The organism is Bradyrhizobium jicamae, assembly GCF_018130695.1.
Lineage (GTDB): Bacteria > Pseudomonadota > Alphaproteobacteria > Rhizobiales > Xanthobacteraceae > Bradyrhizobium > Bradyrhizobium jicamae_B.
In genome coordinates this window covers 392,918-404,841 of the sequence record NZ_JAFCJX010000001.1, presented here as the reverse complement: position 1 = coordinate 404,841, position 11,924 = coordinate 392,918, and the positions used below count along the sequence as shown (strand labels likewise).

General features: G+C 64.5%; 15 protein-coding genes. 9 read left to right on the top strand and 6 right to left on the bottom strand.

What is annotated here, in order from left to right; translation table 11 throughout:
* Nucleotides 1-11 precede the first annotated feature (11 nt).
* Nucleotides 12-770 carry an SDR family oxidoreductase gene (locus tag JQ604_RS01850; protein ID WP_212352391.1) on the bottom strand — a complete coding sequence of 253 codons (759 nt, stop codon included), beginning with the start codon at nucleotides 768-770 and terminating at the stop codon, nucleotides 12-14.
* Nucleotides 771-900: 130 nt separating this feature from the next.
* On the opposite strand from JQ604_RS01850, the gene JQ604_RS01845 reads away from it, so the two are divergent.
* The 7 genes from JQ604_RS01845 (at nucleotide 901) to JQ604_RS01815 (ending at nucleotide 7,040) form a co-directional block, all read left to right on the top strand.
* Entirely contained in the window at nucleotides 901-1,875 is a 975-nt protein-coding gene (locus tag JQ604_RS01845) for a LysR substrate-binding domain-containing protein (RefSeq protein ID WP_212352390.1), read from the top strand.
* A 96-nt stretch (nucleotides 1,876-1,971) separates the two neighbouring features.
* Nucleotides 1,972-2,643 carry a 4-carboxy-4-hydroxy-2-oxoadipate aldolase/oxaloacetate decarboxylase gene (locus JQ604_RS01840; protein ID WP_212352389.1) on the top strand — a complete coding sequence of 224 codons (672 nt, stop codon included), beginning with the start codon at nucleotides 1,972-1,974 and terminating at the stop codon, nucleotides 2,641-2,643.
* A gap of 143 nt (nucleotides 2,644-2,786) precedes the next feature.
* On the top strand, nucleotides 2,787-3,872 hold the full coding sequence (locus JQ604_RS01835) for a LacI family DNA-binding transcriptional regulator (RefSeq protein ID WP_249157914.1): 1,086 nt from the start codon (nucleotides 2,787-2,789) through the stop codon (nucleotides 3,870-3,872).
* Between the two features lie 124 nt (nucleotides 3,873-3,996).
* Nucleotides 3,997-5,394 carry an ABC transporter substrate-binding protein gene (locus tag JQ604_RS01830; RefSeq protein WP_212352388.1) on the top strand — a complete coding sequence of 466 codons (1,398 nt, stop codon included), beginning with the start codon at nucleotides 3,997-3,999 and terminating at the stop codon, nucleotides 5,392-5,394.
* 84 nt (nucleotides 5,395-5,478) lie between these two features.
* A complete protein-coding gene (locus JQ604_RS01825) occupies nucleotides 5,479-6,411 on the top strand; it encodes a dihydrodipicolinate synthase family protein (RefSeq protein WP_212352387.1) in 933 nt (310 codons plus the stop codon).
* A gap of 76 nt (nucleotides 6,412-6,487) precedes the next feature.
* Nucleotides 6,488-6,700 (top strand): hypothetical protein, encoded by a 213-nt coding sequence (locus tag JQ604_RS01820; RefSeq protein WP_212352386.1) that lies wholly within the window; start codon nucleotides 6,488-6,490, stop codon nucleotides 6,698-6,700.
* A gap of 10 nt (nucleotides 6,701-6,710) precedes the next feature.
* Entirely contained in the window at nucleotides 6,711-7,040 is a 330-nt protein-coding gene (locus JQ604_RS01815; RefSeq protein WP_212352385.1) for a four-helix bundle copper-binding protein, read from the top strand.
* A gap of 1 nt (nucleotide 7,041) precedes the next feature.
* Here JQ604_RS01815 and JQ604_RS01810 read toward each other — a convergent pair whose 3' ends face one another.
* The gene (locus JQ604_RS01810; RefSeq protein WP_212352384.1) at nucleotides 7,042-8,292 is read right to left on the bottom strand and encodes a DUF763 domain-containing protein; all 1,251 of its coding nucleotides are present in this window, start codon (nucleotides 8,290-8,292) and stop codon (nucleotides 7,042-7,044) included.
* 136 nt (nucleotides 8,293-8,428) lie between these two features.
* On the opposite strand from JQ604_RS01810, the gene JQ604_RS01805 reads away from it, so the two are divergent.
* A complete protein-coding gene (locus tag JQ604_RS01805; protein ID WP_212352383.1) occupies nucleotides 8,429-9,286 on the top strand; it encodes an SDR family oxidoreductase in 858 nt (285 codons plus the stop codon).
* Nucleotides 9,287-9,354: 68 nt separating this feature from the next.
* A complete protein-coding gene (locus JQ604_RS01800; protein WP_212352382.1) occupies nucleotides 9,355-9,507 on the top strand; it encodes a hypothetical protein in 153 nt (50 codons plus the stop codon).
* Nucleotides 9,508-9,609: 102 nt separating this feature from the next.
* Here JQ604_RS01800 and JQ604_RS01795 read toward each other — a convergent pair whose 3' ends face one another.
* The 4 genes from JQ604_RS01795 to JQ604_RS01780 form a co-directional block, all read right to left on the bottom strand.
* Nucleotides 9,610-9,912 (bottom strand): plasmid stabilization protein, encoded by a 303-nt coding sequence (locus JQ604_RS01795; RefSeq protein WP_212352380.1) that lies wholly within the window; start codon nucleotides 9,910-9,912, stop codon nucleotides 9,610-9,612.
* Nucleotides 9,913-9,961: 49 nt separating this feature from the next.
* Nucleotides 9,962-10,159, bottom strand: coding sequence for a hypothetical protein (locus tag JQ604_RS01790; RefSeq protein ID WP_212352378.1), 198 nt, complete (start codon nucleotides 10,157-10,159; stop codon nucleotides 9,962-9,964).
* 187 nt (nucleotides 10,160-10,346) lie between these two features.
* Complete coding sequence (locus JQ604_RS01785) at nucleotides 10,347-11,132, bottom strand: ABC transporter ATP-binding protein (RefSeq protein ID WP_212352376.1); 786 nt, start codon at nucleotides 11,130-11,132, stop codon at nucleotides 10,347-10,349.
* Complete coding sequence (locus JQ604_RS01780; RefSeq protein WP_212352375.1) at nucleotides 11,129-11,902, bottom strand: ABC transporter permease; 774 nt, start codon at nucleotides 11,900-11,902, stop codon at nucleotides 11,129-11,131. Before JQ604_RS01780 ends, JQ604_RS01785 begins: the two co-directional genes overlap by 4 nt.
* Nucleotides 11,903-11,924: the final 22 nt, after the last annotated feature.

Here is an 11,924-nt window from a genome sequence, read left to right as displayed (position 1 = left end):
CCTGCGTCGCGTCAGCTCGAGCTCTTCTGCTGACGCTGCGCGAAATTGAGTCCGCCCACGACCTGCTGGGTCGGCAGCACCTCCATGAAGGCGACGTTCATGCGTGCGGGCGAGCCGACCGCGAACGCGATCGAATTCGCAATGTCCTCGGGCTGCAGCGCTTCGTAGTCGTCGAAGAAGCGGCGCTTGGCCTCGGCGTGATCGCCGAGCAGCCGGCCGAACACTTCGGTCTCCACGCGCGCCGGCGAAATCTCGGTGACGCGTACGCGGGTGCCGTAGAGATCGACGCGCAGTTGCTGCGACAGCGAATGGATGCCCGCCTTGGTCGCGTGATAGACGGTGTTGCCGCCGGCGAAGGCGTAATGCCCGGCGATCGAGGAGATGTTGACGATATGGCCGCGGTCGCGCCGGGCCATGCCTGGTACGATCAGCCGCGTCAAATGCAGCACGGCGCGCAGATTGACGTTGATCAGCGCGTCGACATCCTCGGGCGTGGTATCGAGGATGTTGCCGCGCCGGGATTGGCCGGCATTGTTGATGAGCACGTCGAATTCGGCCGAGGTCGCAAGCTTCGTCAGCGCGTCGAGGTCGCCGATATCGACGGCGTGGACCCGGCAGCCGGTCTCGGTCGACAATGCCGCCAGCCGGTCGGCGTCGCGCGCCACCGCGTGAACCTGCAGCCCTTCCGCGCTCAAGCGGCGAACCGTCGCGGCGCCGATGCCTGAGGATGCGCCCGTCACCAATGCGGTGCGATAGTCCGAAAATCCCATGGCTGCGGCTCCTCTTGTCGAGCGTTAGCTATAGGCCCGGCCGGTTCCAGGTGGTAAGAACATTTCGTTCTGGTCCCATAGCTGCAGCGTATCGCTGTCGCCATCGGACGTCCTTGCCGGGAACCCCGTATTGGATACGCGTCGCCTCGAAGCCTTCGTCAAAGTCGTCGATCTCGGCAGCGTCTCGCGCGCTGCAAAATTGCTCAATATCGCCCAGCCCGCGCTGAGCCAGCAGATCGCGAGCCTGGAGGCGGACTTCAAGCGCAAGCTGCTGGACCGCAGCGCCCGGGGCGTCCGGCCGACCGACGCGGGCCAGATCCTCTACCGCTATGCGAAGTCGATCCAGCGCCAGATCGACGAGGCGCGGCGGACCATTCTGGAGAACCGATCGGGGCTGACCGGCAACGTCACGATCGGTCTCGCGCCATTGAGCTCGGCGGCGCTGCTCGCGACCCCGCTGCTGAAGGAGGTGCGCGAGCGCCATCCCGGCATCGTGCTGCACATCTACGACAGTTCCGGGATCATGCTGAGCGAAATGGTGCTGAAGGGCGGCATGGACATCGCCGTGCTCTACGGCGATCGTCCGGTGACCGGTCTCGATTACAAGCCGCTGATGCGGGAGCACTTCTATCTCGTCGCGCCGCGCAGCATGTATGCGGGGCAGGTGCCTGCAGAGGAGGCGACGGCGGCGGAGGTCGCGCAATTCGACCTGCTGCTGCCCTACCGCGAATCCTTCCTCCGACAAACGGTCGAGCGCGTCTGCGCCGAGGTCGGCCTGCGTCCGCGCATCGTCGCCGAGATCCATTCGCAATCGACGCTGTCTTCGGCGATTGCGGCCGGAATGGGGGCTTCGGTGCTGCCCCTGTCCATCGCAAAGGTATTGCCGAACCTGGACGAGCTCAGCATCCGGCGGATCGACGCGCCGTCGGCGTCGCAGCAGATGTCGCTCGGCATCCCCGATAACGCTGCCCTGTCCGATGCCGCATTCGCGGTCTACAAGATCCTGCTCGAGATCATCGTCAAGGACTGGGGACCGTTCGATTGGTCGTCCGGGGCCGCCGCCGCCCCACCGTCGCCTCTGGGAGTCCCCGAGGACGAGCCATAACGAAATACGATGCGGTAATCCCAGAATCTGAATTTCTCCGGCGCGACACGCTCCACTATTGGGGATGTAACGACAATAACGTCCGCCGGAGGCACCATGGTTCACGTCATCAGGACATTCGATCGGCCCGCCGCCGCGCTCGTCGAGCGCATCAAGCAATATCCGCCTTCGACGCTGCACGAAGCGCAGGGCCGCAGCGGGGCGCTGACGTCGCGGATCAAGCCGATCTATCCGGGCATGCGCGCCTGCGGGCCGGCGTTCACGGTCAGCTGCCACCCCGGCGACAACATGATGCTGATCACGGCGATTTCGCTCGCCAAGCCCGGCGACGTGCTGATCGTCAGCGCCGGCGATCATCCGGAGCAGGGTGGCTTCGGCGAGGTGCTGGCGACCGCCTGCGTCTCAAAGGGTCTCGCGGGCCTCGTCACTGACGCCGGCGTGCGTGACGGCCCGGCGATCCGCAACACCGGCTTCAACGTGTTCTCCCTCGGCCTGTGCATGAAGGGGACCGTGAAGGAGACGCTCGGATACATCAACCAGCCGATCGTGATCGGCGGCATCGCGGTCCGCCCCGGCGACATCGTCAGCGCCGACGATGACGGCGTGGTGATCGTACCGAAGGAGAACATCGCCGAGGTCTGCGACAAGTCGGCCGCGCGCGAGGACAAGGAAGCCGGCGTGATGAAGGCGCTCAAGGCCGGCGGCGACATCCTCGAATTGTCTGGTATCGGCAAGGTGCTCGAAGCCAAGGGCTGCACCTTCGCCTGAGGGGCACGGAAGCGTGAAGGCGATTCGCGCTTCTCATTCGTCCCTATAATCAAGGTCCGGGGCGACTGGCTCCGGACGGCTTCTTCGCGTATTGAGTGGCCAGTGACCGCATTCTGCGACTCTGGCACTACGATGGCGAAGCATTGAACAAGAGACAATCGACCGATGTGACCGGGACGGTTGCCGCAGCCAAACGGGCGCGCGGCGGCAACGGTCGCGTCAAGCTCGACGAGGTCGCGAAACGCGCCAATGTCTCGACCGCGACCGTCTCGCGGGTCTTCAATGAACCCGAGAAGGTCTCCGAGGAGGTCAGGCAGCGGGTCAAGGAAGCAGCCCGCGCGCTGAACTGGATTCCGAATGCCGCCGGACGGGCGCTCGCCTCGCGCCGGACGCACATCGCAGGCGCCATCATCCCCACATTGGACAACGAAATCTTCGCTCACCAGGTCAGCGGCATGCAGTCCGTGCTCAGCGACGGCGGCTTTACGCTGTTTCTGGGCTGTTCCAACTACGATCCGGATGAAGGGTTGCGGCAGGCGGACGCGATGCTCGCCAGGGGCGTGGAGGCGCTCGCCGTGGTCGGCGAAAATCATCCGCCCGAACTGTTTGAATCGCTCGACGCGCGACAGATTCCCTATGTGGTGACCTATTCCTACAGCAAGACATCGCCGCATCCCTGCATCGGCTTCGACAATCGCGCCGCCTTCAGCCGGATCACGGAGCATCTGCTGTCGCTCGGGCATCGCCGGTTTGCCGCGATCTTCCAGCCCGAGATCTCCAATGACCGTGTCAGGGAGCGGCTTGGCGGAGTGAGCGACGCGCTCGCATCGGCAGGGATCCGGATCGCCGCGAAGGATTTGCTGATCGGCCCGTCAACGCTGGAGTTCGGCGCGGCGAGCTTTGCGCAGCTGATGGCGCAGGGCACCAAGGCGCGGCCGACCGCGATCATCTGCGGCAACGACAACATCGCGCTCGGCGCGCTGATGGCCGCGCGCGAATTGGGACTGGACGCGCCGCGAGACTTTTCGATCACCGGCTTCGACGATCTCGCGATCTCCTCGCGGTTTTCTCCCAGGCTCACGACGATGAAGGTGGACAACCAGCAGATCGGAATCCTGGCTGCCAGTGAACTGCTCGCCGTGATCGCCGGCCGGCAGGCGCAGATCCAGTCCAAGGAGATTGTTCCGGTTCTGCACATCCGCGAAAGCACCGGCGCACCTGCCAAATAGGCCCCAACCAACCAGCCCAGGGCTGGCTCTTGACTCCCGTTATGTAAGCGCTTACATCAGCGGCAATTTCAACGGCTGGGAAAGCCAGCGGTCCACGCGGGTGGACCGAACGGGAGGATTATCGATGCGGATTGGCCTGATCGGGCGGTTCAGAAACACTGCGATTGCGGCTTCGCTGCTTGCAGGCCTGTTGGCGGCGCCCAGCGCCGCCAGCGCTCAGGAAAAGCTCGTCGTCTGGTGGAACAAGGGCTTCTACAAGGCCGAAGAGGACGCGCTGCTCGAAGCCATCAAGAAGTTCGAGGCCAAGACCGGGGTCAAGGTCGACCTGTCGCAATACGCGACGCAGGACATGATTCCGAAGACGGTGGCCGCGCTCGATTCCGGCGTGGTGCCCGATGTGGCCTATGCCGACACCTTCAACTTCCAGAGCGTCGGCAAATGGGCCTCCGAGGGCAAGCTCGAGGATGTCGGCTCCGTCCTCACGCCCATGAAGGATCAGTTCGACCGAAGCGCGCTCGAAACGGTCGTGCTGCCGAACGAGCAGACCAAGACCAAGGGCTACTACGCATTCCCGGTCAAGCAGGCGACGCTGCACCTTCACTACTGGAAGGACATGCTGGAGCAGGCGGACCTGAAGGAAGGCGACATCCCGAAGGACTGGAAGGGCTTCTGGTCGTTCTGGTGCGACAAGGCGCAGCCGGCGGTGCGGAAAGCCAGCGGCAAGCGGGTGTACGGCATCGGCCTGCCGATGGGTGTCGACAGCACCGACAGCTTCATCGGCTTTCTGACCTTCACCGAAGCCTACAATGTCGTGATGGTCGACGAGAACGGCCGGCTGAAGCTCGACGATCCCAAGGTGAAGGCGGGTCTCGTCGCCGCGCTGAAGGACTATACGGACCTCTACAACAAGGGTTGCGTGCCGTCGTCCGCGACCAGCTGGAAGGACGCGGACAACAACGTCGCCTTCCACAACAAGACGACGGTGATGACGTTCAACCCGACGATCTCGATCCCGGGCAAGTGGCTGGACGATTCCACCAACGCGACGCTGACCGCCGAGCAGCGGGATGAAGCCAGGAAGAACTACGACGAGAAGATCCGCACGGTCGGCTGGCCGAGCAAGCCAGACGGCACGCCGATGCGCACGCGCAGCTCGGTGGTGGTCGGCGTGGTCTTCCAGCAGGCCAAGAACAAGGCGCGGGCCAGGGAGTTCGTGCAGTTCCTGCTGCAGGACGAGAACCTGCAGCCCTATGTCGAAGGCGCGCTCGGCCGCTGGTTCCCGGTGAAGTCCGCCGCGCAGAAGTCTGCCTTCTGGGATGCGGATAGCCATCGCAAGGTGCTGCGCGACCAGTTTGCCGCCGGCGTCGGCGGCTACGAGATGAGCCGGAACTACAAGTTCACCGCCGTCAACAACGAGAACGTCTGGGCCAAGGCGGTGATCCGCGTGGTGCTCGACAAGGTGCCGGCCGAGCAGTCCGTCGACGAGATGATCGCGCGCATCAAGACGCTGGTGAGCGAGTAGAAGCTAGGAGATAAGACAAGCCTCCGACGGGCTCGCGGCCCGTCGGAGCGTGGATTTCGATTTGATCGTTCTGGGAGCTGGCCCGTGACCGTATCCATCCAAGGCATCATTCCGGTGATGCTGACACCGTTCACCGAAGCTGATGCGATTGACTATCCGGGGCTCGAGAAGCTCATTGAGTGGTATATCGCGAACGGCGCCGATGCCATGTTTGCCGTGGCGCAGTCGAGCGAGATGCAGTTCCTCAGCCTCGAGGAACGCGTTGAGCTGGCCCGTTTCGTGGCGCGAAAGGCGGCGGGCCGGGTGCCCGTCATCGCGTCCGGCCATGTGAGCGAAACGCGCGAGGATCAGTTGACCGAGCTCACCTCGATCGCTGCGACCGGCGTCGACGGCCTGGTGCTGGTGACGAACCGCCTCGATCCCAAGGGCGAGGGCAGTGCCGTCTTCATGGATCGTCTGCGCTGGCTGCTCGATCGGCTGCCGGCCGATCTGCCGCTTGGTCTTTACGAATGTCCGGCGCCGTTCCGCCGGCTGCTGACCGACGACGAGCTGACATTCTGCGCCGAGAGCGGACGGTTCGTGATCCTGAAGGACGTGTCCTGCGATCTCGCCACCGTGAAGCGTCGCGTCGCGCTGACGAAGGATTCGAAACTCGCCATCGTGAATGCCAATGCGGCAATCGCCTTCGACGCCATGAAGGCCGGCTCCGCCGGTTTCACCGGCGTGTTCACCAACTTCCACCCGGATCTCTACAAGTGGCTGATGACGCGCCATTCCGCCGATCCGGCGCTGGCGGACGAACTCTCCGTCTACCTGGCGCTCGCCGCAATGGCCGAACCGATGGGCTATCCCAAGCTGGCGAAGCTGTATCACCAGCGGCTTGGCACGTTCCCCTGCATCAAGAGCCGCGCTGTCGACTTCGACATCCACGAGCGCTTCTGGGCACTCGACGCGCTGCTCGACAAGATCATGCAGGGGCAGGCGAGCTTCCGCGCCAGGATCATAGCGGCGCGCTGAGCGTCGGCGGGCGTGGTTCCCGGGATGGCAGCCGCGCGGGCGTAGGAACCAATTAGGCCGTCCCGATTTGATCTGGATGGTTCAGATCAACGTCCTTGAGAGACCGGTCCAGCGGATCAGGGAAGCCTGCGAGCTGATGGGCCATGCGGAGCGCTTCGAGCGCGCGCTTCCCGAGCTCGAGACTTTTCTCGAGTCGAAGGTCGCCGACGGCGAGAGCAGCGAATCGATGCTCACCTCCGATGGGCTGCGCTATCTGAGGCGACGGTTTGCCAACTCCGGCACGACCTAAAGGACAGGCCATGGCATTCTCCGAACCGATGAACCGCTGCATCGAGACCTGTCTGTCCTGCTACAAGACCTGCCTCGCCACCGCGATGAACCACTGCCTGGTCAGCGGCGGAAAGCACACCGAGCCGGCGCATTTTCGTCTGATGATGGCGTGTGCCGAGATGTGCCGCACCTCGGCCCATTTCATGCTGATCAACACGCCGCACCACAAGCATACCTGCCGCGAATGCGCCGAGATCTGCGCCGAATGCGCCGCGGATTGCGAACGGGTCGGCGGCATGGACGCGTGCGTCGCGATGTGTCGTGCCTGCGCCGAGTCGTGCCGGGCCATGGCTGCTTGAATCACAGCCCTTTGGTTTCGTTGGCGGGACCTGTGAGATCGGCCTCCCAGCCGAACACGCTGCGGCCCCCGAGCAGGGCGGAGCCGGCGCGCTCCTTGGCGACGAATGCGTCGAAGGACGGACCCGTTGCGGTGCGCTCGAGTTTTCGTGCCTGGTCGTCGAGCCGCTTCAGCGCGCCGACCTGCGTGTCGCGGCCGAGCTTTGCCTGACTGACCGCGTCCTTCAGCACGCGGATGGTCTCGTCATAGACCTTGATCGGAACCGGATAGGGATGGCGGTCCTTGCCGCCATGCGCCAGCGAGAACCGCGCCGGATCGCGGAAACGATAGGGCGCGCCGTGCACGACCTCCGCAACCATCGCCAGCGACTGCACGGTGCGGGCGCCGACGCCCGGCGTCAGCAGCAACTCCGGGAAATCGACCGGGCCGCGCTCGGCGGCCGCGGCCAGCGTCCCGTGCAGTCGCCGCACAAAGACGTCGCTCGAGCGCACCTCGTGATGACCGGGCATCACGAGGTGCGGCAGCGACGGCTGGAACGCGGCCTGGTCTGTCAGCGCGATATATTGGTCGGTGACGCCGTCAGGCCCGAGCCTGGCGAGCAGATCGATCTGGGTGTCGCGCGAGAGCGCGGCGCGGTGATCGGTCAGATTGACGATCTCGCCCTGCGCCGGGCCGTCGATCGCGCTGTGTGGCTCGTCGACGAAGCTGCGCAGGTTCTCCGAATGCCAGTGATAGCGGCGCGCCTGCCGCTTGTCGCCGTTCATGCCCTGCTGCACCACCGTCCATTTGCCGTCACGCGTCACGAAGAAGCCGTGGAGATAGAGCTCAAAGCCGTCCTGCACGGCGGCGCTGTCGACCTTGGCCACGAGCCGGCTCGCCCGCGTCAATCCCTGTCCATCGACGCCGGTGCGTTCGCCGAGTTGCGTGAGCTCTTCCGGCGTGCGGCGCGAGTGCTTGCCGCGGCCGCCGCAGACGTAAATTCCGAGCTCGTTCTGCAGCGGCGCCAGGCCGCGTTTCAGCGCGCCGATCACGCTGGTGGTGATCCCGGACGAATGCCAGTCCATCCCCATGACGGCGCCGAACGACTGGAACCAGAACGGGTGCGACAGCCGTTGCAGGAACTCGTCGCGACCATAGTGGTGAACGATAGCCTCGGTGATGATCGCGCCCAGCTCGGACATCCGTTCGGCAAGCCATGGCGGAACGCGCCCGCCATGGAGGGGAAGATCCGCACTGCCGCTTCGTCTGGCCATCCTGGTCCGCTTACCTGAATCGCGCGCATTCTAGCAGCGCAGCGGTCAGTGCGTCGCCGGCTTTCTATCCTGTCCGCTTTCCAGGAACACTTGCCCGCAACAGCCATTGGAAATCCAGCAGGACGCGGAGACCGCCATGTTGGACCATCCCAAGCCGCCTTATCCCGACCAGAAGCAGCCGATGCCGGGCACCACGGCCAAAATGGATCCGCGTCCGGATCACGGCGAATCCAGCTATCGCGGCTCGGGCAAGCTCAAGGGCAAGAAGGCCGTGATCACGGGCGCCGACAGCGGCATCGGCCGCGCGGTCGCGCTCGCCTATGCGCGCGAGGGCGCCGATATCCTGATCTCCTATCTGAACGAGCACGACGACGCGCATGAGGTGAAAAAGCTGGTCGAGGCCGAAGGGCGCAAGGCCGTCCTGATCGATGGCGACCTGCGTAACCCCGACCATTGCCGATCAGTGATCTCTCGCGCCGTGCAGGACTTTGGACGGATCGACATCCTCGTCAACAACGCCGCGCATCAGGCCACGTTCAAGGACATTGCCGACATCAGCGACGAGGAATGGCAGCTGACCTTCGAGGTGAACATCTACGCCATGTTCTATCTCGCCAAGGCGGCGGTGCCGCACATGCCGCCGGGCAGCGCGATCATCAACACGGCGTCGATCAACTCGGACATGCCGAACCCGATCCTGCTGGCCTATGCGACCACCAAGGGCGCGATCCATAACTTCACCGGAGGGCTGGCGCAGATGCTGGCGCCCAAGGGCATTCGCGTGAATGCGGTGGCGCCGGGCCCGATCTGGACGCCGCTGATCTCATCGACGATGCCGGAAGACGCGGTGAAGAATTTCGGCAAGCAGGTGCCGCTGAAGCGCGCCGGGCAGCCTGCCGAACTGGCGACGGCCTATGTCATGCTGGCGGACCCGCTTTCGAGCTTTACGTCCGGTGCGACGGTCCCGGTGACCGGCGGCAAGCCGTTCTTGTAGGCGGTGTCAGTGGACTTCAGTCTCGCAGATGGAATTTCGATCTGCACGTTTGCGCGAGAGGAGGCGGCATGCCCAGGGAAAACGATCTCGAGGGACAGCAGGACCAGGGTGGCAAGCACGGCGGACAGAAGGGTATGCCGAAGCCGGAGCCAAAGCCGAAGGGTGAGCAGCCCGATCTGCTGAAGCGGCAAGGCTCGACACCGCCGCCGACACAGGAGTGATCAACCCGGCAGCAGGCCTTGCGTTGACGGTGTATCACTCCTTGCCGGGCAACACAGTCTCCAGCAACTGCCCGGTGCTTCGGGCGATCATCGCCGCAAGGCTCACGCAGCGCGCCGCTTGCGGGTTCGCGCGGCCTTCTTGGCGGACTTCGATCGCTCGGCGGCCGGGCGACGCGCCGCGGCCTTGCCGCCAAGCTTGCCGCCTTTTCGCGACGGCGAGTGGTCTTCCGCCTTGCCGCGGCCGGAGCCGCTCTTCTTGCCGCCATGGGTCTCCTTGTTCACCGTGGCCCAGGCCCTACGCTCCGCTTCGCCCTTGGAGACGCCGCGCTTCTCATAGCCTTCCTCGATGTGCTCGGCCTGGCGTTTCTGCTTGCCGGTGTAGCTCGATTTGTCGCCGCGGGGCATCGGCAGCCTCCTGTCGCTTGTTGTTCGTTCGGCCTGAATTGGTCGGCCGCTATCCGGTCGGGTCGCCGTCCGTGGCCTCGAGAACTTCAAATCGCGATTGGCTGAAGCAGCCGAGGCCGCTCAACTCGTAATAGCCGTCGCGCTCGAAATGCTTCGTCACCTCGTAAACCCGGCCCACAGAGAGCCGATCGCGTTGCAGCGTGTTGTCGACGCAACGGACTTGAAGGATCTTGCCGGTTTCAAGCATCTGGTCTCCTTGGGTGGGCGGCGCAAGCGTGCGTCGCACCACCCATACGCATGAGCTTGCAGAGCCAACATTTCGAAGAAGGTCAGGTTCCTATTGCGCCGCGTTGGCGTGTCGCGGGAACCCTCGTAACCGGTCCCAATTGCGTGCGTGAAGAACTCTGACCAGTGTTGCCGCTGCCGGGCAAAAATCAGGCGTGCTCGGCGACCTTCAGCGCTTCGGTACGGATTTCCTCGACGAGGCGCTCTTTCAACTGAACGAATTCCGGCGTGGTCTTGATCTTGTAGGAGCGCGGATGCGGCAGATCCACGGTGATCTCCGCCTTGATGCGGCCGGGCCGCGCGCTCATCACGACGACGCGGCTGCCGAGGAAGATCGCTTCCTCGATGTCGTGGGTGACGAACAGCACGGTCTTCTGGTCGCGCTCCCAGATCCCGAGCAACATCTCCTGCATCAGCGCGCGCGTCTGGTTGTCGAGTGCGCCGAAGGGCTCGTCGAGCAGCAGGATCTTGGGATCATTGGCGAGCGCGCGCGCGATCGCGGTGCGCTGCTGCATGCCGCCGGAGAGCTGCTTGGGCCAGTGGTTCTCGAAGCCCGAGAGTCCCACCTGGCGGATGAAGGCATCGGCGATCTTGTGGCGCTCCGCCTCGGACACGCCGCGTTCGCGCAGGCCGAAGGCGATGTTCTCGCGCACGGTCAGCCAGGGAAACAGCGTGTAGGACTGGAACACCATGCCGCGATCCGCGCCGGGGCCGGTGACCTCGCGCCCGTCGAGCTCGACGCGGCCGCTGGTCGGACGGTCGAGGCCGGCGACGATGCGAAGCAACGTGGACTTTCCGCAGCCGGAGGGTCCGAGGATGGTGACGAAGTCGTTGTTGCCGATCACAAGATCAGTCGGCTCCAGCGCTTTTGTCGGCACGTTGCCGTGGCGGGCGGGGAAGGTTCGCGAGACCTGGTCGATCCGGAGCGTGGTCATGCGAGCTTCCACGGGAATAGCCAGGCATTGAATGCCTTGAACAGGAAATCCGAGATCAGCCCGATCAGGCCGATCACGATGATGCCGAAGATGATCTGGCCGGTGTTGAGCAGCGCCTGGCTGTCGGTGATCATGTGGCCGATGCCCGAGGACGAGCCGATCAGCTCGGCGACGATGACGTAGGTCCAGGCCCAGCCCAGCACCAGCCGCAGGATTTCCGCGATGTCGGGTGCGGCAGAGGGCAGCAGCACGCGGCGGATGATGCCGCGATCGCTGGCGCCAAGTGTGTACGCCGCCTCGACCAGATCGCGCCGCGTCGCGCCGACCGTGACCGCAACCATCAGGATCAGCTGAAACACCGAGCCGATGAAGATCACGAGCAGCTTCTGCATCTCGCCGATGCCGGCCCACAGGATCAGTAGCGGGATGAAAGCCGAGGCCGGCAAATAGCGTGCAAAGGAGACGAAGGGTTCGAGGAAGGCCTCGATTGGCTTGTAGGCGCCCATCAGCACGCCGAGCGGCACCGCGATCACAGCGGCCAGCGCAAAGCCGCCGATGACGCGCCAGATCGTCATGCCGATGTCGTAGAGGAAGCCGTGCTTGATCAGGAGCTCGACGCCTTCCTGCACCATGGTCCAGGGATTGGCGAGGAAGGTCTTCGAGACATGCCCGCCGAACGTCGCCCACGACCAGAGCGCAACGAACAGCACGAAAAACGCGAGGCCGTAGGCCACGCGCTGCTTCGATGTCACGGGATCGAGGGGACGCATCGAGGATTGATCCGGGGCGATG